Raw genomic sequence first — 20,903 nt, 5'->3', positions numbered from 1 at the left:
ATGAGACGAAGGGTTATTTTGGTGACAGATGGAGATGAATATGCGAAGCGAGCAATTGAGCTGTTAACAAAGGAATTTGGCGGAAGATGTATTTCGGCATCGCAGAGCAATCCAACTAAATTGACAGGACAGAAGATTGTTGAGCTTATTATGCAAACGCCATATGACCCTGTATTTGTCATGTTTGATGATAGTGGATTTATTGGGGAAGGTCCGGGAGAAAAGGCGTTAAAATATGTGGCGACGCATAAACAAATTGATGTTCTTGGCATTTTAGCTGTTGCATCTAATACACACCATTGGGAATGGGCACGTGTGGATGTCAGTGTAGACCGAGGGGGAAGGTTAACAGAATACGGTGTTGATAAATTTGGGCTACCTGACGGCGAAATTGGCAGGATTAATGGGGATACGATTTATTGTTTAGATGAACTAAATGTTCCTGTTATTGTTGGGATTGGCGATATTGGCAAGATGTGTGGCAATGATGAGTGGGAGCGAGGGTCGCCCATTACAAAGAAAGCAATTCAATTAATTTTAGAAAGGAGCGGGTTTTATGACGAAAAAGAAAAAAGTTAGTATTCCTATTTCTTCGTTTTTAAGTGACAATGAAAATTACTTAAAACAAACAGTTGGGCTGGGCGTCACATTTGATGTTGGGATTCGTAAATTTCAAATTCTTGATAAAAAAATTGGTGTATTGTTTGTAAATGGATTGTGTGATACAAACTACATTATTCACATTTTGGAAGAAGCAGTAGATACAAATGAAATAAGAGATGTTGAAGAAGATACAGTTAAGCTTTTAGAAAATCGCCTTATTCATCAACAAGTAAGTAAAGTAAAAACGATGGATGAGGTCATGCTACAAGTATTATCGGGACTTATTATTATCTTTGTGGAAGGTGAAACAGAGGCCTTTGCAATCGATGTTCGTAGTTATCCAGGACGAACACCGACAGAACCAGATACAGAAAAAGTAGTGCGCGGGTCAAGAGATGGTTTTGTAGAGAATATTATTGTAAATACAGGATTGATTAGAAGACGTGTCCGCGATCCACGTCTGCGAAATGAAATTATTCGGGTAGGGAATAGATCACAAACGGATATTTGTATTACTTATGTTCAAGATGTTGCAAATCCAGAGTTAGTAAGGATTATTAAACAAGAACTAGAGAACATTAATGTAGATGGAATTACGATGGCTGACAAGACGATTGAAGAATTTATAGTAAAACAAGGTTATAATCCATTTCCGCTTATTCGTTATACGGAAAGACCAGATGTGGCAGCGAATCATTTATTTGAAGGGCACGTATTAGTCATTGTTGACACATCTCCAAGCGTTATGATTACACCAACAACATATTTTCATCATGTACAGCATGCAGAAGAGTTTAGACAAAATCCTGCAGTTGGTACATTTTTAAGATGGATACGTTTTATAGGTATTTTATTTTCTCTATTTTTATTACCGTTTTGGTTAGTATTTGTATTTGACCCAACACTCTTGCCAGAGAAGCTTGCTTTCATTGGTCCAAATAAAATGACACATTTACCTATTTTGTTACAAGTTCTGATGGCTGATGTTGGGCTTGAATTTTTACGAATGGCAGCCATTCACACGCCTACTCCATTATCATCAGCTACTGGATTGATTTCAGCAATTTTAATTGGTCAAATTGCAATTGATGTTGGCTTATTTGTTCCAGAAGTTATTTTATATACAGCTGTTACGATGATTGGGATATATGCAACGCCAAGCTATGAATTAGGACTTGGAAATAAGCTTGGAAAATTATTTGTCATTATTTTAACCGGATTGTTTCACGGAATGGGATTTGTTATTGGAATGACGATATTGATTCTATTTTTAACATCCATTAAGAGTTTACAAACACCATACTTATGGCCGTTTCTACCGTTTGATTGGGGGGCGTTAACGAAAGTTTTATTACGCCCAACGATGTCTAGTTTGAAAGTAAGGCCAAGTATTGTACATCCGCAAAATATACGCAGGCAAAAATAAGCAGGGTTATCTTCCTGCTTATTTTTTATTATAAATTTATTGTTTTTTAACAAAAAAACAACATTTTTTTCGTACACTTAGAGTAGACATTGTGTATGAAAGGGGAAGAGGGCATGATTAAATTATTTGTAAGTGATTTAGACGATACACTGGTTTATAATGTGAGCCATATGCATGAGGAAGATGGAAAGGCACTTTGCTGGTTGGCGGAAAAAGGGACGAATATTTGCTTCGCTTCTGGTCGTTTTACACATCGAATTCACGATGCGGTTAGGAGGTTCACTTTTCCATATTATACGACGGGATTAAATGGGGCTACAATGTTATTACCGAATGGGGAAATATTCCATGAATCAAAATTTGATGATGGAGTTGCCCAGGAAATATATCAATATATACATGACAAAGGGCTAGCTGATATCGTGTGTACAAAAGAGAAAAGATATACGAAAAAGAAAAATGAACACCATCATGCTTTTGAAGATTATATGGGCGTACATATTGCTGAAATAGAAACACTGGGGGAGGAATTTGGTAAAACAGTTCATCCAGCAAAGTTATTTGTGTATGGAGAAGAGGAAAAGATTGTGACATTGGATCAAGAACTAAGGGAAACATTTTATGAGCAGGCTGAAATTTTTATTTCTGGAAAACGTTATGTTGATATTATGCCACTGGGCGTGAGTAAAGGAAGTGCTTTGAAACGTTTGATGGAGCATTTGAAAATTGAAGCACATGAAGTGGCTTGCATTGGGGACTCTTTTAATGATATTTCTATGTTTGCAGTAACGCCGCATTCTTTTACCCTTCATCATGCCCACCCATATGTAAAGGGAAAAGCGCATCATATCGTCCGTTCTGTAGAAGAAGCAATCATGAAGTTACCTTTGCTTATATAATACATAAATTCATTTTGATTTTTCGGCATATAAGTTGCTGCTACGAAGAAAAAAGGTGACCGTTACTTATTTTCTCTCTTTGCTTTAACTTGGCATGGGATAGGAAGAGGATCTAACCGCTTCTATGCATTGCTGGATGCTCTCTCCCACATAAAAAAAAGGGGTTTATGTCGGGTTTTAATTTGGATTTATATAGAAAAAGCTCGTCAATGACGAGCTTTTTCTTACTTAAACAACGATTTAATAAAATCAATGATACTGGAGAAGAAATCTTTTACTTTATCTAGGAATCCTTGTCCTTCTTCAGACCCTAAGAAGGCTGAAACATGATCTTTCGCTTTATTTAATTGGCTACTAACTTGGTTCCAGTCAATATTTAAATTTTTCATTTTATCAAATAGTGAAACTAAGCTATCTAATTGCTCATCTGTTAACGTAATACCAAGTTGATCGGCGACTTTTTTGATCAGTGTACGTAAATCTTCTGTTGTTTTTGGCTGCTCTTTAGCAATTTCTTCTTTTACTTTTGTGACAAGTTGAACAGCTTTGTCCTCACCGATTTTGTCACCAAGTTTCGCCGTTTGTACCATTTCTTCATTGGCTACTTTTTTTACTTCATCAGGAATTTCTTTTTTCGATGTTGTTTCGTAAGCTTTCATTAAACCTGTTAAAGCAGCTGTTCCTGATACTTTAAATGGCGCTGTGATTTGAATCTCAGCATCTTTCACACCTGCTGTAATTAACGCGTTTGTGTACATTGCATCTGTTACCCAGTTGATGTTTTTCGTTCGTACAATAAGACCAGATCCTGGTTTTGTGTACGTAATCATAGAAGAGGAAATAGCTTTCGTACCAATTTGTGATTTCGGAACGATACCCTCTAGAAATTTATGTTCTTCGGCATTAGATACAGTAATAACTTGTGCATCTTTTGGTGCTTTCATTTCTTTCAACAGATCTTGCTTTTGTTGTTCAGATAAATTTTCTCCTAATGTAACAATTGATTCTCCCTCAATTATGTCTGCAAATGAAGCTGTTGGAATCATAAATACCGTAACAGCTAATAGCAGAGCTAATAATTTCGTTTTCACGAAAAATCGCTCCCTTTCTCTTTCTGGAATTTTCGGGCAACAAAGTTATTATAGTACATTTTTCGTATTTGTCATCTGTCTTCTTCTAGATTTCAAAAAAGAAGTATGAAGATTGTCGGATTCTTTTTGTTTCTGGGCATGAATATGGTAATATAGTGCTGAGATAGTTGAAAGGAGACATATACGTATGAAAACTTTAGGATACATATTAATGGAAAATGGTGAAAAAATCGAATTAGAATTTTTCGCAGAGGAAGCACCAAAAACAGTAGAAAACTTTAAAAAATTAGCGGACAAAGGATTTTATGATGGTGTTACATTCCACCGCGTTATTCCTGGTTTTGTAAGCCAAGGTGGAGACCCAACAGGAACAGGTGCAGGTGGCCCTGGTTATTCTATTCCATGTGAAACTGAAGGAAACCCTCACAGACATGTTGTTGGATCACTTTCTATGGCACACGCTGGCCGTAATACAGGTGGTAGCCAATTCTTCGTCGTTCATGAGCCGCAACCACATTTAGATGGTGTACATACTGTATTTGGTAAAGTTACAAGCGGAATTGAAACAGTATTAAACATGCGTCAAGGCGATGTAATGAAAGAAGTTAAAGTTTGGGAAGAATAAGTTAAAGAGAGCTAGTTAGCTCTCTTTTTTTGTTTGCAGAAAATAAGTTGCTCATTATCAATTGGAGATTTTTTATTTTACAAACAGGAATTGGAGGGTAACATGCAGTAAATGATAAAGTAGGAGGACGAATTTTTTTACATTAAAATGATGTTATGCTGAGAACGGTCTTTCGCAAACATACATAGAATATGGTAGAGTTTCGTATCATTAATGAGTTTATGTACAGTTGACTTTCCGAATTTCTCTTTGTATGATTATCAAGTTGCTTTGACGGCCCTTCTCACTATAGTGAAAATATTGTAAAATAGATATGATATAGAAATAGTGGTTAAGGGGATAAATGGTTTGTAACTTTTGCTAAGAAGGGATAAGGTTTATGTTAATTCGTTTTAAAAAAAGTTATGAAAAGATTGCAATGGGGCTTCTTTCTTTTATGCCAACTGAAAAAGATGTGAAAACATTACAATTGACAATGAAAGAATATGATACAAAAGACAATTGGCAATTGTATTTGTGGAAACAAAATGATGATTTTGTTGGGATAGTTGGGGTTATTAAAAAGGAAGATCATGTATTAGAAATTCAACATCTTAGTGTGAATCCATCTCATCGTCATATGGGAATTGGGACAAAGATGGTTCAAGAATTAAAAGATAAGTTTCATGGTGTTACAATTTGTGGGAATGAGCAAACAGCTAGTTTTTGCGAAAAATGTAAGGGATTTGAACAAAATATACATTCATGAAAGCAGAGATGGAAATGTAATCATCTCTGCTTTCTTTTTGTTAGTTGTTCGTTTCGCTCGAAAATGATAGCGTCTCGATTACGCAATGTGTGCTTGTGGATAATATATTCACTAGGTAGAGAATGAATATTTTTCCAAGGGAGGCCATTTTCAGAGCATAATTGTACGCATTTGTTTTCTAAAGCGGCATCTGAAAAAGGTAAAAATATAGGTGTAAAAGTTGCTTTTGCAAGAATAGACTGTAATTGTTTTTGGAGTAAAGATAAAAGTTGTCGATCATTTAGTCCTAATGAATTTATGTGATCACGTTCTTTTTCTAAGATGGAAATTGCGCTTTTCATCATTTTTGCCGCACCATTCCAATTTGATCGTCTTTGATGGTATAAAGAAACGGCAATTTGAATGAAACCAACCCAGTAGTTATCACGATCTCCTCGTGGCTTTAATTTCCAATGTTCTTCTAGCACCTCATGACATTCAAAATAATCGTAGTCTCCGTGAAAATGAATTAAAAACTGTATGTATGCTTTAGGATACATCTTTTTCGCTCCTGTCTAACGGTTTTATGTACAGTTTATCATATAAGTAGTAAACGGCTAGAGAAGTTCTCTAGCCGTTTACTACAGTCTGCATTAGCAGAAGCAAGCCGCTCCTACAATGATTAATAAAATAAATAGTACAACAAGTAAAGCGAAACCGCCGTGAAAACCACAATCAAAATGGCCCATAGTTTTTGTACCTCCTACATTGTTCTTACTACACTGCTATCATATGAAGAGGTGGGCATTATTGCATGGGCAGGTGTCTATTTTAAATTAAATTTCTCAAAAAGGTTGGATAGAACATAAGTATGCTCTATACTTATGTTGTTATAGAAAAAATGTGGTGGGATGTTTTGTGCAATATAATTTTAAAGTTGAGGCTTTTGAAGGGCCTTTAGATCTATTGTTACATTTAATTCATCGCTATGAAATTGATATATACAATATTCCTGTAGCGGAAATTACAGAGCAATATTTATCTTACATTCATACGATGAAAGAATTACAATTAGATGTTGCAAGTGAGTATTTGGTGATGGCTGCAACGCTATTGCAAATTAAAAGTAAGATGTTGTTACCGAAACAAGAGGAAGATGTACATGATAATGGTGAAGACTTTATAGATGACCCTCGTCAAGAGTTAATGGAGCGGTTAATTGAATATAAAAAATATAAGCAAGTTGCTACTGAGTTAAAAGAGAGAGAACAAGAAAGAGCACAGCTGTATACACGTCCACCAATCGATTTTACATCGTTTCAGCAGGAAGAGGAGACGAATTTACCTCTAGATGTTACGCTATATGACATGTTAGCAGCGTTTCAAAAACTTATACGCCGTAAAAAATCACAGCGTCCAGTAACAACGCGGATTACTCGTCAGGAAATATCAATTGAACAGCGTATGACTGATATTTTACAGCAATTAGATACAGTAAGTGGGCGTCAAAGTTTTTATGATTTATTTGCTGATGAAGAGCGTGAAGTAATGGTGGTAACATTTTTAGCTATACTTGAGCTTATGAAAAATCAACAAATTGTTATTGAACAAGAGCAAAATTTTGATGAAATCTTTTTGTCACGATCTAATTAAAGTTTTGCCGCACCGTTTGGAACGATAAAAGGAATGTTGAACCGGACGCAATTTATTGTGATTCGGCTTTTTTTATGGGTACTTTTGGTGAGGAAAAGGTATGAGAAAGGAGATTGTACATTGGAGAGAAAAGAAAGAATGGCAATTATTGAAGGACTTCTATTTGTTGCTGGGGATGAAGGGATTTATCCAGAACAAATTGCAAAAGTACTTGAAATTGAAGTGAAAAATGTAGTTCAAATGGTTGAAGAGATGCAAAAAGAATGGGAAGGGCTGCAGCGAGGATTACAAATTGTACAATTTGCGAAAGTGTACCGTCTAGTAACCAAAAAAGAACATGCGCTATATTATCAAAAGTTAATGGATGCACCAACGGCAGCTTCTCTTTCTCAGGCAGCTCTTGAAACATTGGCGATTGTTGCTTATCGTCAGCCAATTACAAGAACGGAAATGGAAGAGATTCGTGGTGTGAAAACGGACAGAGCATTACAAACACTAGTTTCACACTTACTTATCAAAGAAATTGGCAGAGCTGAAGGGCCAGGGCGTCCTATTTTATATGGCACGACAAAAGAGTTTTTAGATACGTTCGGATTGCAAACATTAGATGATTTACCTGTTCTTTCTGAGGAGAATGAACAAATGAATGAAGCAGACCTATTTTTTGGTTCCTTGCAGGAATTATCAAAATGAAAGCTTAGCACTTCGCTAAGCTTTTTTTGTATATGAAATACACAGCGTGTCATACTAAATGAAAAAAAGGAGACGAATTATGAAAGGCGTACGGATTATTCTATTGCTAGTTTCTGTTTTATTATGCTGTTCATTAAACAGCACATCTGCTAAAAGATATATGATGTCTGTTCATACTGCGTCTTCTTTTACTGTGCAACGTCCACATTTAGGAAAAATGAAAGTGAGTTTTTTTAAGGTAGGACAAGGTGATGCCACGCTAATCACTTTACCGAATGGTCAAACGATGTTAATTGATGGGGGTCCTTATGAAGCGGGAGAAGAAATTATTCAAAAATTAATTGAAAAGGGAATTAACCATTTAGACGTAGTAGTAGGGACTCATCCAGATATGGACCATATAGGCGGACTTATTCCAATTATAGAACAAATGCCGGTATCGCTTGTATTAGATAGTGGGAAAACGTATAGTTCTTTTACATATCATACGTATAGGAGCAATATTAAAAAGAGAGGAATTCCGTTTGTTCGTGTAAAACAAGGACAACATATCCCAGTAGATCCCCATGTGTCCATTCAAGTGTTAAACAATGGAAAATCAAAGGATGAAAATAATGAATCCTCCATTGTTCTAAAGATTCGATATGGTAAGGCTGATTTTTTATTAATGGGAGATGCTGATATACAAACTGAAAATAAAATATTAAAGCAGTATGATGTACATGCAGATGTATTAAAAGTAGGTCATCATGGTTCATACACATCAACGAGCGAAGTATTTTTGAAAAGGGTGGATCCTTCATTTGCTATTCTTTCTTACGGTAGCAAAAATCCATATGGTCATCCTCATCAAAGTGTGGTAAAGAGATTGAAAAGATGTGGTGTAATGGTGTATGGAACAAATAAACGAACAGTGGAGATGGAGACAGACGGGGAGCATATTTCAATATGGTCAAATATACCGCTTCCACTGTTAAAGTAGAGAAGTAGTTAAGAACCTATAAATGCTGAGCAGGGAAATGAAAATAAAGGATTATGATTAACTTGCATAAAAGGTTCATTGTCTCCTTTTGGAAAAAAAGAATAATATATATTATAATTAAAGAAGAAAACAAATAAATTTCCTTTTTTACCGAAAGAAGAGGAAATTTCCATTTAAATGTATAGACAACTACTCGTGTGTATATTAAGATGGAATTAGACAAATAGGTACTAATAACAAGTAGGTATTTCATGGGAAAGGATCGATGAAAATGAAAACGCAAGTTGTCATCAATGCCAAAGTTTATACAGGCCAAGAAGTAATGGAAAGAGGATTTATTCGTTACGCAGAAACAATTAAAGAAATTGGTTTGATGGCTCAATATGTATCACAAGAAAATGAAACTGTTTTTGATGCAGAAGGAAAAATTGTGATTCCGGGTATGATTGATGTTCATATTCATGGTGGATACGATATTGATGCGATGGATGCAAATAGTGATGGTTTAGTAACTCTTGGTAAAGAAATGTTAAAAGAAGGAGTTACAACTTACTTCCCAACAACAATGACACAAGCTCCAGAAGCAATTGAAGCGGCATTAAGTGCTGCAAAAGAAGCGAAAGAAAAAGGAGCACATTTTGAATATATTCACTTAGAAGGACCATATGTTTCAAAAAAACGTGCGGGAGCACAACCTCTTGAACATATTGTTCCTGCCAATATTGAACAATTTAAACAATGGCAAGAAGTAAGTGGCAATTTAATTAAATTAGTAACATATGCACCAGAAGAAGAAGGGGCGGCAGAATTTGAAGAGTATCTTGCTGAAACTGGTGTTGTTGGCACAATGGGACATACAGATGCAATTGATGCACAATTAAAAAACAGAAAAATTACACACGCAACACATTTATATAATCAAATGCGAGGTTTACATCACCGTGAACCAGGGGTTGTTGGTCATGTGTTATTAAATCCAGATGTAATGGTTGAAATTATTACAGATGGTATTCACATTCACCCAGATATGGTGAAACTGGCATATAAATTAAAAGGTCCAAAAAAAGTAAGTGTTATTACTGACGCAATGCGTGCAAAGGGTCTAGAAGATGGATTATATGAACTTGGCGGACAGCCTGTACATGTAAAAGATGGTAGTGCTCGATTAGAAGATGGAACGTTAGCTGGTAGTATTTTGAAAATGGACCAAGCGTTCCGAAATGTAATTGAATTTACAGGATGTTCAATTGAGGATGCTGTACTTATGACATCAGTTAACCAAGCGGAAGAATTTGGATTAAATAGAAAAGGTGCATTAGCGGTAGGTAAAGATGCAGATTTTGTTGTCATGACAGAAGATTTACATGTATATGATACAGTTCGATTAGGAATCCATATGAAAGAAGGGAAGTAAATAGATGAATATTCTTGTTGTAAAAACTTCAGAAGAATTAGCAGAAGCAGGCTATAAATTAATTGAAGAAGTTATAAACTCAAAAGAAAAACCAACACTAGGAATGGCTACAGGAAGCTCTCCACTGGGGATTTATGCAGAAATGCGAAAAAATAAACTTGATACAAGCCGTGTAACCACTGTAAACTTAGATGAGTACGTAAATTTACCAAATGAAGATAAAAATAGCTATTATTACTTTATGCAAGAACAGTTGTTTGACTATCTTCCATTTAAAGAAACTTATGTACCAAATGGGATGGCAAGTGATTTAGAAGAAGAATGTAAGCGCTATGAACACATTCTAGCAGCTAACCCAGTTGACCTACAGATTCTTGGAATCGGTGAAAACGGTCACATCGGATTTAACGAGCCAGGAACAGCTTTTGATTCTCCAACTCACATTGTAGAATTAACAGAGTCTACTCGCCAAGCAAACCTTCGTTTCTTCGAAAAAGAAGAAGATGTGCCAACTCATGCAATTACAATGGGGATTGGGAGCATCATGAAAGCGAAGCAAATTCTACTTATTGCTATGGGACCAAAAAAAGCAGAAGCAATTAAGGAATTATTGCAAGGTGAATATAGCGAAGCGTGTCCTGCTACAATTCTGCAACGTCATCCGAATGTAACCGTAATCGCTGACCCAGAAGCTCTATCTTTATGCAGTGAGGCGATTGCTGATGAACATCGACAAATATTCACCATTTCCGATCTATTATCAGATTCAAGAGTGGGTGAAACAGCTAATTGAGGACGGTGAATGGAAGCCGGGAGATAAAATTCCATCTGAGAATGAACTTTGTGATAAGTTCGAAGTAAGTCGCATGACAATTAGACAGGCAATTAATAACTTAGTGGAACAAGGCTATTTATATCGAAAACGTGGAATTGGAACGTTTGTTCAACTTCCAAAAGTGGAGCAAAAGCTGCAAGGGATGACGGGATTTACAGAAGATATGCTTTCTCGTGGTCTGAAACCAAGCAGTCAATTATTAAGTTTCGGCTTAGTTCCTGCTACTGCTAAAATAGCAGACCGGCTTAGAATACAAGAAGGAGAATCGGTTTATGAAGTGAGACGTATTCGTTTAGCTGATGATGAGCCGATTGCTTTTGAGACGACATATTTGTCGCCAACTCTTGTAAAAGATATTAACGAAGAAATTTTGCAACAATCTTTATACGAACATTTGGAGCAAAAGTTAGGTTTTAAACTTATTCGTGCTACGCAAGCAATTGAAGCATCCATTGCAACAGACAATGAGGCTGATCATTTGCATATTCCTAAAAAGGCGCCTGTACTTGTAATGAGGCAATGGTCATATGCAGAGGGTGAATTGCCGTTAGAATATGTGAAATGTATTTATCGTGGTGATCGTTATAAGTTTATTACGAGTATTTCACGAAATAAGTAATATACTTTATGTTGTGATGTACAGTGAAATTTCGACTTGTTTGGTATTTAGAGGAATAAAAATACGACTCATTCTTATATGGAGTGAGTCGTATTTTTATTTTGCTTTGAGTTGTAAGCTAGCACGTGTTCGATAGCGTCTTTTACAGAGTCTACGACATAATGTGCATGTTCTTTCACTGCATCATGAGCTTGTGACATGGCAAAGCTATGAGGTGTTAAATTGAACATAGGAATATCATTGTAAGAATCACCGATACAAGCGATTTCTTCAGGTTTTACTTGAAACTCTTGTAATAAAATAGAGATGGCTGATCCTTTGCTAATATTTGGCGGCATGACATCTAAGCATTGCTCAGCCGAGATAAAAGTACTGACTTTGCCGCCAAATTTCTCATCAATTTTTTTCTGAAGTACTTGTAGGTCTTCGTTTGTGCCACCAACAGAAATTTTATTTGGGAAGATCGTATCATCAATTTTTTGTAATAAATTTGGTTCTTCAACAGAAGTCATCATCACTTGTTTTTCAAGCTCATGGATAAAAGGTGTTTTTTCTTCAATGTAATAATTATGTTCATCACTTACATAACGAAAATACGGTTTTTCTTTTGTTATTGATAACAGCTCAGGTAAAATGCTGGAATCAAACGTGGCAGACAGTAGTTGTTTATTTTCATATGTATATACAAAAACACCGTTCACACTGATGCGGTGAAATTGAGTACCAACTTCTTTCATTAAACCAGCGATTTCATTATCAAGCCTGCCAGAGGCGAAAGAAAGAATTACATTTTGCTCTGCGAGACTACGAAGTGCGGCAATATCTTGTTGATCAATGATCCCCCCATGTTGCATCATCGTACCATCTATATCGCTTACAAACATTTTAATCATGTTGCCCTCTCCTTTCTATGTACACCTGTTCTTATATTATACGCATCTTATACAATCATGTCTAAAAAACAACTTTTTCTAAAATGGTAGATGTTTGCATTGACGAAAAAGAAGGATGTTCTGTAACATAAAAGTAGGTTATTTAAGGACGAGGGTGGTGTTATATGAATAATTATCTAGAAATTAAAAAAGTTTTAAATAATAATGTCATCATTGCGAGCCATCCGGAACATGAGGAAGTAGTAGTGATCGGCAAGGGAATTGGATTTGGGAAGAAAGCAAAAGATGTGTTAGAGGCGGAACAAATTGAAAAAATGTTTGTTTTAAAAAATGAACGGGATCGTGAACAATATAAGCTTTTAGTGCCACACGTGAGCGAAAAGTTAATTGAACTGATGAATGATATTATGCTATATATTCAAGAGAAGGTACAATCGCCATTAAACGAACACATTCATATTGCCTTAACAGATCATATTTCTTTTGCGATTAAAAGACTAAAACAAGGCTTTACAATGGATAATCCTTTTTTAGTTGAAACAAAAATGTTATACCCAGAAGAATATGAAATTGCTGAAGGAGTTGTGCAGCTCCTGAATTCTCGTTTGCACATTACATTACCAGAAGGAGAAATTGGTTTTATTGCACTTCATATTTATAGCTCGCTCACAAATTCTGATTTATCTTCTGTTAATCAAAACTCTCGTCTTATTGCACAGCTCGTTTCTTTAATTGAAAGAAATCTACATCTTACATTAGAGCGAGAAAGTATTCATTATTTACGCCTTATTCGTCATTTACAATATGCAATTGAACGGGTGAAAAAGGGAGAAAAGGTAGAAGAAGCACAAGGGTTTGCTGATTTATTAAAAGCAGAGTATCCTGTTTGTTATAATTTAGCTTGGAAGCTTGTGAAGGTGATGCAGCAGGAATTACAGCTTCCTGTGTACGAAGCGGAAAGCATTTATTTAACGATGCACTTGCAAAGATTAGTAAAAGCAGAGCATGTGTAAAAGACACGTATTTTTGTCTAAAATGAAAACGTTAGAAAAAATGATTGAATCGCTTACAATTGTTATGTATAATAAATCTTGCACAGTTATACAAATTTCGACAAACAAGTTAAAGCAAATAACGAAAACGTTTGCTTTAAAATAGTGAACTTATACGTAAACCTATTTTTGACACGTGTTACTGATTCGATCAGGCATGAGTGGAGAAAAGTAAGGAATGCAAGCTAGATAAAGGGACATACTACCCTTTGTATAGCTATCGTTCTATCTTTTTTTCCTCATGCCTTTTTGACGTTTGTCGAAAAGCATCAATATAGATAAGAGAGGAAGTGTTTCTATGTTTAAGAAGATCTTTGGTGTTCTTCAAAAAGTCGGAAAAGCGCTTATGCTTCCAGTAGCGATTTTACCGGCTGCAGGTATTTTACTTGGATTTGGTAATGCATTTCAAAATCCACAGTTAACAAATCTAGTTCCTGCTTTAAAGGCAGATTGGTTTGTTCTAGTTGCAAAAATTATGGAACAATCTGGTGATATTATTTTCGCAAACCTTGCATTATTATTCGCAGTAGGGGTTGCCATCGGATTAGCAGGTGGAGACGGAGTAGCTGGGTTAGCAGCCTTCGTTGGATACTTAATCATGAACAAAACGATGAGCGTATTCTTAGGAGTAGAGAAATTTGTTACAATTACAAGTGACAAAATTCCAGTTAAAACTGGTTTTACAGATCCAGCATATGCAAATGTATTAGGTATCCCAACGCTTCAAACGGGAGTGTTTGGGGGTATACTTGTAGGTATATTAGCAGCATATTGTTATAATAAGTACTTTAATATTGAATTACCACCATACTTAGGATTCTTTGCTGGTAAACGTTTCGTGCCAATTGCAACAGCAACATTCTCGTTAATTTTAGGGATTGTAATGTGCTTTGTTTGGCCTCCAATTCAAGGCGGTTTGAATGCATTCTCGCATCAAATGATTGATGCAAATAAAACATTGGCAGCATTTATATTCGGTTTAATTGAGCGATCGTTAATTCCATTTGGATTGCATCATATTTTCTATGCACCATTCTGGTTTGAATTTGGTCAATATACAAATGCCGCAGGTGACATTATCCACGGTGACCAAAAGATTTTCATGGCACAGCTAAAAGATGGCGTGGAATTAACAGCTGGTACATTTACAACAGGTAAATATCCGTTCATGATGTTCGGTCTTCCAGCAGCAGCGTTAGCGATGTATCATGAGGCACGTCCAGAAAATAAAAAACTAGCAGCTGGTATTTTAGGATCTGCTGCGTTAACATCTTTCTTAACAGGTATTACAGAACCACTTGAATTTTCATTCTTATTCGTAGCACCAGTATTATTCGGAATACATGCTGTATTCGCTGGTTTATCATTTATGACTATGCAAATTTTAGGCGTTAAAATCGGGATGACATTCTCTGGTGGTTTTATTGACTTTATGTTATTTGGTGTATTACCGAATCGTACTGCATGGTGGTGGGTAATTGTTGTTGGTCTTGTATTAGCAGTGATTTACTACTTCGGATTCCGCTTTGCAATCCGTAAATGGGATTTAAAAACACCAGGTCGTGAAGTAGTGGCAGATACTGATGGAGCAGGAACAGTAGAAGCAGGCGAGCTTCCAGGTGAGATTTTAGTAGCACTTGGCGGAAAAGAAAACATTGCTTCTTTAGATGCTTGTATTACACGTTTACGCGTTCAAGTAAAAGATCAAAAGGATGTAAATAAAGATCGTTTAAAAGAGCTTGGAGCAGCAGGTGTTCTTGAAGTTGGTAACAATATTCAAGCTATCTTCGGTCCAAAATCTGATACGTTAAAATCACAAATTCAAGATATTATGGCAGGTCGTGCAGTGCATGTTGCAAAAGAAGAGCCTGTAAAAGCGAAAGAAACTGTACAACAAACTGATACAAATGAAACAATTGTATCTCCAATTGAAGGTAAAATTTTACCGATTACAGAAGTACCTGATCAAGTATTTTCAGGGAAAATGATGGGCGATGGGTTCGCAATTGAGCCAACAGAAGGAACAGTAGTTTCTCCAGTTGACGGTGAGATTGTCAATGTATTCCCAACAAAGCATGCAATTGGTATTCAATCTGAAGCTGGAAAAGAAATTTTAATTCACTTTGGTATTGATACTGTAAAATTAAATGGTGAAGGTTTTGAAACACTTGTAGCACAAGGTGATAAAGTGAAACAAGGACAACCATTATTGAAAGTGGATATAGCATTTGTAAAAGAAAATGCACCATCTATTATCACACCAATTATTTTTACAAATTTAGGGCAAGGACAACAAGTTGAGCTGAAAAAAGAAGGTAATGTCAAGAAAGGCGAAGCCGATATTATTGACATTCAGTAAGAAATTGACGCAAAATGTTTATAATTATACTAGGCGATGTGGTTGACCGAACATCGCCTAGTATATACAATAGATGATGTAGTACTCACGTCTATACAACCGAAAAAATACTGTATTTAAAGGAGATAAATTATTATGGAAAAAATCTTTAAAGTAACTAGCGACTCTGGAATTCATGCTCGTCCAGCAACTCTACTTGTAAACACTGCAAGCAAATTCGGTGCTGACATTAACTTAGAATATAATGGTAAGAACGTTAACTTAAAATCAATCATGGGCGTTATGTCTTTAGGTATTCAACAAGGCGCAGAAATTAAAATCACTGCAAATGGTGATGATGCAGCTCAAGCACTAGCAGCTATCGAAGAAACTATGAAAAACGAAGGCTTAGGAGAGTAATGACTCTTAATATTCAAGGGATCGCTGCATCAAGTGGGATTGCTATTGCGAAGGCTTTCAGACTTGAGAATCCTGAGTTTAACATTGAAAAGAAAACCATTTCGAACGAAACTGCAGAAATTGCACGCTTAGAAGCTGCGCTTGAGAAAGCAAAATCTGAACTAGAAGCTATTAAGGACCATGCTTTTGTTGAGTTAGGTGCTGATAAAGCTGCTATCTTTGAAGCACATTTATTAGTATTGAATGATCCAGAATTAGTAAATCCAGTGAAAGATAAAGTAAATAATGAAAAAATAAATGCTGAATTTGCAATGGACGAAGTTGCAACAATGTTCATTACTATGTTTGAAAACATGGATAACGAATATATGAAAGAGCGTGCGGCGGATATTCGCGACGTGACGAAACGTGTTCTTGCACATTTACTAGGAATTAACTTCTCAAATCCAAGTACAATTTCTGAAGAAGTAATCATTATTGCTGAAGATTTAACACCATCTGATACAGCTCAATTAAACCGTAAATATGCAAAAGGTTTCACAACTGATATTGGTGGACGTACATCTCACTCTGCAATTATGGCTCGCTCTATGGAAATTCCAGCTGTTGTTGGCACAAAAGTTGTTATGGAGAAAATCCAGAACGGCGATATGGTAATCATCGACGGTTTAGATGGAGAAGTAATTGTGAACCCATCTGAAGAAACTCTTCGTGCTTTCGAAGAAAAGAAAGCAAAATTCGAAGAACAAAAAGTAGAATGGGCTAAACTAAAGGATCAACCAACTGTAACAAGCGATGGACATCATGTTGAGCTTGTTGCAAATATCGGTACACCAAACGATGTACAAGGTATTATTGACAATGGTGGAGAAGGCGTTGGTTTATACCGTACAGAATTTTTATACATGGGCCGTGACAATCTTCCAACAGAAGAAGAACAGTTCGAAGCGTATAAAGCAGTTCTTGAAGGTGTAAAAGAGGGTCAACCAGTTGTTGTTCGTACACTTGACATTGGTGGAGATAAAGAACTTCCATACTTACATTTACCAAAAGAAATGAACCCATTCTTAGGTTACCGTGCAATTCGCTTATGTCTTGAAGAGCAAGATGTGTTCCGTACACAACTTCGTGCATTACTTCGTGCAAGCGTATATGGTAATTTAAAAATTATGTTCCCAATGATTGCAACTCTTGATGAATTCCGTCAAGCAAAAGCAATTTTATTAGAAGAGAAAGAAAGACTTGTTCAAGCTGGTACAACTGTTTCTGACGCTATTGAAGTAGGTATGATGGTAGAAATCCCTGCTTCTGCGGTATTAGCAGACCAGTTTGCTAAAGAGGTTGATTTCTTCTCTATTGGAACAAACGACTTAATTCAATACACAATGGCTGCAGACCGTATGAATGAGCGTGTATCTTACTTATACCAACCGTATAACCCATCAATTTTACGTCTTGTAAAAATGGTTATCGATGCTGCTCATAAAGAAGGAAAATGGGCTGGTATGTGCGGTGAGATGGCAGGAGATTCACTTGCAATTCCATTATTACTTGGATTAGGACTAGATGAGTTTAGTATGAGTGCAACATCTATCCTTCCTGCAAGAACACAACTAAGCAAGTTGTCAAAAGCAGATATGCAAGAGTTAGCACAAAAAGCATTAACTATGTCAACTGCTGAAGAAGTTGTTGAATTAGTGAAAAGCATCTAATAAGAAAAAAAACCTGAGCCGATGAAATCGGTCTCAGGTTTTTTTAGCAAATCGCAATTATATCATCTATTAGGCATATTAGAGCGTGAACTACCCACCACTTAAATTCTAATGAATTTTGAGGTGGAGTATTACTCTCTGCAAATAGTGGGATAAAAACAAAAAAGACCATCCTCATTAATAAAAAGGCAGTCTTTACACTTTTTTGCTTTTATATAAAACGATAATATACACCGGAAGAGCTAAAAGTAATGGTGCGATAAAGTGTGAGGTATGTAGTCCCTCTTCTACTTGGAATGCTTTTTCTTTTGGAAATTGTAGTATTGCAATATTCATAGCATCACCAATAAAGTATAGAAGCAGTACAGTTACGGCATAGCTTAAAAATGCAATAAAGCTTCCATATGAATTCAATGAAAATCCCTCTCTTGTTATCTATTTGTTACTATTGTATCATAATTGTAACAAAAAATCACCCTATATTTCGAGAGGTAAATAAAATTCGACATAATACGTCATGTTTAATTATAGATAAGAAGTACGGTAAAATATTTTTACACAATTATGTCGAATTTTATTTATGATATATTACAAATAGATAACATAAAAAAACGAAGATGGATATCTTCGTTTTTTTATTTAGCCCATTCAGTTACTTGCTCAACACTCATGCGTGGTGCCGGATGGCCTTTTAAAGTAGACTCACCAATTGTAATTAGCATGATTGGTACATAACGAGAAGAAACATTAAATTCTTCCATTAGTGCTTGTGAATTAAAACCACCAATCGCACAAGTATCCCAACCAGTTGCCTTAGCTGCAAGCATAAGTTGCATCGCAGCTAAAGATGCATTTGAGAAGGCTGCATCTCGTGGATACTGTTCACGCGTGTATGCAGATTCAATATTTTGTGTCAAACGTTCTTTTGCTTCTTCTTTCATAAATCCTTGTTCAACAATTGGACCATAAACAGGTGTAATGTTTTTATATGCTTCTAAATCTCCTAAAACAGCGACTACGGCAGAGGCATCAAGAATCTGCTGCTGATTATATGCAATGGGATGTAAACGACTTTGTACATCCTTACCTTGAAAAACAAGGAATTTCCAATGTTGTAGGTTCCAAGCTGAAGGTGCTTGGGAAGCTGCTTTTAAAATTTCTTGAAGTTCCTCATTTGAAATTTCCTTTTCAGGATTGAATGCACGATTAGACGTACGCTCGTATAAAACGCTAAAGAAATCTTGCTTTGTCATCATATATCCTCCAAATTATATATCAATTTATAAAAATAAATAACATGCCTTTTACTTACATTTTGTAAGCTGTCACTGATAAAGAATATAATATCTTTATTTTGATTGTCAAGTTTTTAAGAATAGAATAAAAAGAGGGCATTCATACAAACGTTATGATTCGTGTAATCATACAATAAAAAGGTAATTCACATAGAAAGATAGGCAAAATAAATCTCCTATCAGTGGGAGAGTTCTTCGTTCCTGCTGATGTTTAGGCCTCACCAATCGGGTTCTTTTGATGACAATCTCCTATAAAAAAGGATCGTGAGGAATTCAGTAGAACAAGATATATGAAGTGAGTGAAGATCAGTGATGAACATACTACATTTTTTATTAGAGAATACGGTTTTTCAAAATGTATTACAGGATCTCCGGCTAAATGTACTTTATATAGAAGAAGGGCACAATCATCAGCATACAATAGAGAATGTACATCCAAAGTGTATGTTTATAGCTAGCAGTTTTGAAGAAGGAAAAATATTGTTTAAGAGAGTGCGCCCACAAATTGTAATCATGTATGTGTCAGATAGTATACAAGTAGAACATATAAAACAATTGTATAATTCACAGAGTTCTTTCATTATTATTTGGGATCAGCCTGTAACAGCAAAGTTTGTAGAAGTACTTAAAATAGGAATACGGAATATCGTTGTTGCTCCTGTTACCCCGCAAGTTGTGTTAGAAGAAGTGAATAAGAGCCTCTATCAATTGTCATTATTACAGCAAGTCAGTTTTCAGCAAGAGCTTCTTCAAATGATGTTTGATTTCCAAAATGATTTATTGTTTATTATGGAAGATGATGAAATTGTTGATTGTAATACGAACTTTTTAAACTTTTTTGGGTATGAAAATTTAATTTCATACCGAGAACAGCATATAGTATTTGCAGAACATTTCATTCAGGAGCATGGATACTATGCAACAAATCATGATATAACTTGGTTGGATGATTCTTTATCACAAGGTAGGAAAATCAAGATGCACAATCATGAAGGGGATGAATTTGTTTTTTTACTACGTGCTGCACCTTTACCAGAAGATTTGTCTAGGTTTATTGTTAAGTGTACAGATATTACGGAATTAGATGAATTATATCAGGAGCAAGAACGACTTGCTACAATTGACTCTTTAACAGAAATATATAATCGTTTAAAATTTCAACAAATATTAGAAGAAAAATGGGAGAATACGAAAAGAGACAATCAAAAAATAGCACTTATTCTGTTTGATATAGATGATTTTAAAAAGGTAAATGACACGTATGGTCATGATTTTGGTGATTTAGCATTAATTCAATTAGCAGAACTTATGAAATCTAAAATTGAATCTCAGCACATATTTGCACGATGGGGGGGAGAAGAATTTATCATACTAGTTACAAATACAACGGAAAAAGAGGCATTTCAAGTTGCCGAATCACTACGTTTTTTTATTGAAACAAAACAATTTTCCGGGATTTCAAAGTTAACGGCAAGTTTTGGAATCGCATTATATGAACCAGGAATTATGAGAGAAGAATTAGTACAACGAGCAGATATTGCTTTGTACGAAGCAAAAAAAAATGGAAAAAACCAAGTTCGTGTATATAGAAAAGAAAAAATGTAATTTTTTCGCAACAAAGTGTTG

At 35.6% G+C, this 20,903-nt stretch carries 22 protein-coding genes; 16 read left to right on the top strand and 6 right to left on the bottom strand.

The genetic code is table 11. The features are described 5' to 3' along the window. From COO03_RS08330 to COO03_RS08320, 3 genes are all read left to right on the top strand, one after another. Complete coding sequence (locus tag COO03_RS08330) at positions 1 to 579, top strand: stage V sporulation protein AE (protein WP_097896717.1); 579 nt, start codon at positions 1 to 3, stop codon at positions 577 to 579. Continuing rightward, complete coding sequence (locus COO03_RS08325; protein WP_097896715.1) at positions 557 to 2,029, top strand: spore germination protein; 1,473 nt, start codon at positions 557 to 559, stop codon at positions 2,027 to 2,029. The genes COO03_RS08330 and COO03_RS08325 overlap by 23 nt, the downstream gene beginning before the upstream one ends. Positions 2,030 to 2,124: 95 nt before the next feature. After that, positions 2,125 to 2,928: a Cof-type HAD-IIB family hydrolase gene (locus tag COO03_RS08320; protein ID WP_141523168.1), complete on the top strand. Its 804-nt coding sequence runs from the start codon at positions 2,125 to 2,127 to the stop codon at positions 2,926 to 2,928. Between the two features lie 224 nt (positions 2,929 to 3,152). Here the strand turns inward: COO03_RS08320 and COO03_RS08315 are convergent, their stop codons facing one another. Next, positions 3,153 to 4,019 carry a DUF1002 domain-containing protein gene (locus COO03_RS08315; RefSeq protein WP_097896711.1) on the bottom strand — a complete coding sequence of 289 codons (867 nt, stop codon included), beginning with the start codon at positions 4,017 to 4,019 and terminating at the stop codon, positions 3,153 to 3,155. 187 nt (positions 4,020 to 4,206) lie between these two features. Here COO03_RS08315 and COO03_RS08310 point away from each other — a divergent pair, with 187 nt between their 5' ends. Both COO03_RS08310 and COO03_RS08305 read left to right on the top strand, forming a co-directional pair. Then, positions 4,207 to 4,644, top strand: a complete 438-nt coding sequence (locus tag COO03_RS08310; RefSeq protein WP_097896709.1) for a peptidylprolyl isomerase — start codon at positions 4,207 to 4,209, stop codon at positions 4,642 to 4,644. 379 nt (positions 4,645 to 5,023) lie between these two features. Next, a complete protein-coding gene (locus COO03_RS08305) occupies positions 5,024 to 5,392 on the top strand; it encodes a GNAT family N-acetyltransferase (protein WP_097896707.1) in 369 nt (122 codons plus the stop codon). A 20-nt stretch (positions 5,393 to 5,412) separates the two neighbouring features. Here the strand turns inward: COO03_RS08305 and COO03_RS08300 are convergent, their stop codons facing one another. Next, on the bottom strand, positions 5,413 to 5,931 hold the full coding sequence (locus COO03_RS08300; protein ID WP_097896705.1) for a DUF309 domain-containing protein: 519 nt from the start codon (positions 5,929 to 5,931) through the stop codon (positions 5,413 to 5,415). Positions 5,932 to 6,024: 93 nt separating this feature from the next. Further along, positions 6,025 to 6,120 (bottom strand): YjcZ family sporulation protein, encoded by a 96-nt coding sequence (locus tag COO03_RS08295; RefSeq protein ID WP_097896704.1) that lies wholly within the window; start codon positions 6,118 to 6,120, stop codon positions 6,025 to 6,027. Between the two features lie 169 nt (positions 6,121 to 6,289). Between COO03_RS08295 and COO03_RS08290 the strand changes: the two genes are divergently transcribed. The 6 genes from COO03_RS08290 (at position 6,290) to phnF (ending at position 11,567) form a co-directional block, all read left to right on the top strand. Further along, a complete protein-coding gene (locus COO03_RS08290; protein ID WP_097896702.1) occupies positions 6,290 to 7,024 on the top strand; it encodes a segregation/condensation protein A in 735 nt (244 codons plus the stop codon). 138 nt (positions 7,025 to 7,162) lie between these two features. Next, entirely contained in the window at positions 7,163 to 7,717 is a 555-nt protein-coding gene (scpB, locus tag COO03_RS08285) for an SMC-Scp complex subunit ScpB (RefSeq protein ID WP_373605242.1), read from the top strand. 79 nt (positions 7,718 to 7,796) lie between these two features. Then, positions 7,797 to 8,699 carry a ComEC/Rec2 family competence protein gene (locus tag COO03_RS08280; RefSeq protein WP_097896699.1) on the top strand — a complete coding sequence of 301 codons (903 nt, stop codon included), beginning with the start codon at positions 7,797 to 7,799 and terminating at the stop codon, positions 8,697 to 8,699. A 271-nt stretch (positions 8,700 to 8,970) separates the two neighbouring features. Continuing rightward, positions 8,971 to 10,113, top strand: coding sequence for an N-acetylglucosamine-6-phosphate deacetylase (gene nagA, locus COO03_RS08275; RefSeq protein ID WP_097897051.1), 1,143 nt, complete (start codon positions 8,971 to 8,973; stop codon positions 10,111 to 10,113). A gap of 4 nt (positions 10,114 to 10,117) precedes the next feature. Beyond that, entirely contained in the window at positions 10,118 to 10,906 is a 789-nt protein-coding gene (locus COO03_RS08270) for a glucosamine-6-phosphate deaminase (protein WP_097896697.1), read from the top strand. Beyond that, on the top strand, positions 10,836 to 11,567 hold the full coding sequence (gene phnF / locus COO03_RS08265) for a phosphonate metabolism transcriptional regulator PhnF (protein ID WP_097896695.1): 732 nt from the start codon (positions 10,836 to 10,838) through the stop codon (positions 11,565 to 11,567). Before COO03_RS08270 ends, phnF begins: the two co-directional genes overlap by 71 nt. Positions 11,568 to 11,641: 74 nt before the next feature. Here the strand turns inward: phnF and COO03_RS08260 are convergent, their stop codons facing one another. Further along, on the bottom strand, positions 11,642 to 12,460 hold the full coding sequence (locus COO03_RS08260; RefSeq protein WP_097896693.1) for an HAD family hydrolase: 819 nt from the start codon (positions 12,458 to 12,460) through the stop codon (positions 11,642 to 11,644). A gap of 164 nt (positions 12,461 to 12,624) precedes the next feature. On the opposite strand from COO03_RS08260, the gene glcT reads away from it, so the two are divergent. The 4 genes from glcT (at position 12,625) to ptsP (ending at position 17,982) form a co-directional block, all read left to right on the top strand. Continuing rightward, complete coding sequence (gene glcT / locus COO03_RS08255; protein ID WP_097896691.1) at positions 12,625 to 13,473, top strand: glucose PTS transporter transcription antiterminator GlcT; 849 nt, start codon at positions 12,625 to 12,627, stop codon at positions 13,471 to 13,473. A gap of 337 nt (positions 13,474 to 13,810) precedes the next feature. Continuing rightward, the gene (gene ptsG, locus COO03_RS08250; RefSeq protein ID WP_097896689.1) at positions 13,811 to 15,871 is read left to right on the top strand and encodes a glucose-specific PTS transporter subunit IIBC; all 2,061 of its coding nucleotides are present in this window, start codon (positions 13,811 to 13,813) and stop codon (positions 15,869 to 15,871) included. A gap of 135 nt (positions 15,872 to 16,006) precedes the next feature. After that, positions 16,007 to 16,270 carry a phosphocarrier protein HPr gene (ptsH, locus tag COO03_RS08245; RefSeq protein WP_000411078.1) on the top strand — a complete coding sequence of 88 codons (264 nt, stop codon included), beginning with the start codon at positions 16,007 to 16,009 and terminating at the stop codon, positions 16,268 to 16,270. Continuing rightward, positions 16,270 to 17,982 carry a phosphoenolpyruvate--protein phosphotransferase gene (gene ptsP / locus COO03_RS08240; RefSeq protein ID WP_097896688.1) on the top strand — a complete coding sequence of 571 codons (1,713 nt, stop codon included), beginning with the start codon at positions 16,270 to 16,272 and terminating at the stop codon, positions 17,980 to 17,982. Before ptsH ends, ptsP begins: the two co-directional genes overlap by 1 nt. Positions 17,983 to 18,177: 195 nt before the next feature. Here the strand turns inward: ptsP and COO03_RS08235 are convergent, their stop codons facing one another. Both COO03_RS08235 and COO03_RS08230 read right to left on the bottom strand, forming a co-directional pair. Beyond that, positions 18,178 to 18,396: a hypothetical protein gene (locus COO03_RS08235; RefSeq protein WP_097896686.1), complete on the bottom strand. Its 219-nt coding sequence runs from the start codon at positions 18,394 to 18,396 to the stop codon at positions 18,178 to 18,180. 221 nt (positions 18,397 to 18,617) lie between these two features. Next, positions 18,618 to 19,235 (bottom strand): nitroreductase family protein, encoded by a 618-nt coding sequence (locus COO03_RS08230; RefSeq protein WP_097896684.1) that lies wholly within the window; start codon positions 19,233 to 19,235, stop codon positions 18,618 to 18,620. A gap of 354 nt (positions 19,236 to 19,589) precedes the next feature. Here COO03_RS08230 and COO03_RS08225 point away from each other — a divergent pair, with 354 nt between their 5' ends. Then, a complete protein-coding gene (locus COO03_RS08225; protein WP_141523185.1) occupies positions 19,590 to 20,882 on the top strand; it encodes a sensor domain-containing diguanylate cyclase in 1,293 nt (430 codons plus the stop codon). Positions 20,883 to 20,903: the final 21 nt, after the last annotated feature.

Source organism: Bacillus sp. AFS098217, assembly GCF_002551815.1.
In the GTDB taxonomy this organism is placed as follows: domain Bacteria; phylum Bacillota; class Bacilli; order Bacillales; family Bacillaceae_G; genus Bacillus_A.
Note: the sequence above shows the minus strand (reverse complement) of the source record. Positions and strands in the feature narration are given on the sequence as shown.

Bases quoted from the DNA above. Each gene is read 5' to 3' on its own strand.
- COO03_RS08300 (WP_097896705.1), bottom strand. From the start codon at position 5,931: ATGTATCCTAAAGCATACATACAGTTTTTAATTCATTTTCACGGAGAC.
- COO03_RS08270 (WP_097896697.1), top strand. From the start codon at position 10,118: ATGAATATTCTTGTTGTAAAAACTTCAGAAGAATTAGCAGAAGCAGGC.
- ptsH (WP_000411078.1), top strand. From the start codon at position 16,007: ATGGAAAAAATCTTTAAAGTAACTAGCGACTCTGGAATTCATGCTCGT.
- COO03_RS08230 (WP_097896684.1), bottom strand. From the start codon at position 19,235: ATGACAAAGCAAGATTTCTTTAGCGTTTTATACGAGCGTACGTCTAAT.
- COO03_RS08320 (WP_141523168.1), top strand. From the start codon at position 2,125: ATGAAAGGGGAAGAGGGCATGATTAAATTATTTGTAAGTGATTTAGAC.
- COO03_RS08330 (WP_097896717.1), top strand. From the start codon at position 1: ATGAGACGAAGGGTTATTTTGGTGACAGATGGAGATGAATATGCGAAG.
- COO03_RS08260 (WP_097896693.1), bottom strand. From the start codon at position 12,460: ATGATTAAAATGTTTGTAAGCGATATAGATGGTACGATGATGCAACAT.
- COO03_RS08295 (WP_097896704.1), bottom strand. From the start codon at position 6,120: ATGGGCCATTTTGATTGTGGTTTTCACGGCGGTTTCGCTTTACTTGTT.
- COO03_RS08225 (WP_141523185.1), top strand. From the start codon at position 19,590: ATGAACATACTACATTTTTTATTAGAGAATACGGTTTTTCAAAATGTA.
- COO03_RS08280 (WP_097896699.1), top strand. From the start codon at position 7,797: ATGAAAGGCGTACGGATTATTCTATTGCTAGTTTCTGTTTTATTATGC.
- nagA (WP_097897051.1), top strand. From the start codon at position 8,971: ATGAAAACGCAAGTTGTCATCAATGCCAAAGTTTATACAGGCCAAGAA.
- scpB (WP_373605242.1), top strand. From the start codon at position 7,163: ATGGCAATTATTGAAGGACTTCTATTTGTTGCTGGGGATGAAGGGATT.
- phnF (WP_097896695.1), top strand. From the start codon at position 10,836: ATGAACATCGACAAATATTCACCATTTCCGATCTATTATCAGATTCAA.
- ptsG (WP_097896689.1), top strand. From the start codon at position 13,811: ATGTTTAAGAAGATCTTTGGTGTTCTTCAAAAAGTCGGAAAAGCGCTT.
- COO03_RS08325 (WP_097896715.1), top strand. From the start codon at position 557: ATGACGAAAAAGAAAAAAGTTAGTATTCCTATTTCTTCGTTTTTAAGT.
- ptsP (WP_097896688.1), top strand. From the start codon at position 16,270: ATGACTCTTAATATTCAAGGGATCGCTGCATCAAGTGGGATTGCTATT.
- COO03_RS08310 (WP_097896709.1), top strand. From the start codon at position 4,207: ATGAAAACTTTAGGATACATATTAATGGAAAATGGTGAAAAAATCGAA.
- glcT (WP_097896691.1), top strand. From the start codon at position 12,625: ATGAATAATTATCTAGAAATTAAAAAAGTTTTAAATAATAATGTCATC.
- COO03_RS08305 (WP_097896707.1), top strand. From the start codon at position 5,024: ATGTTAATTCGTTTTAAAAAAAGTTATGAAAAGATTGCAATGGGGCTT.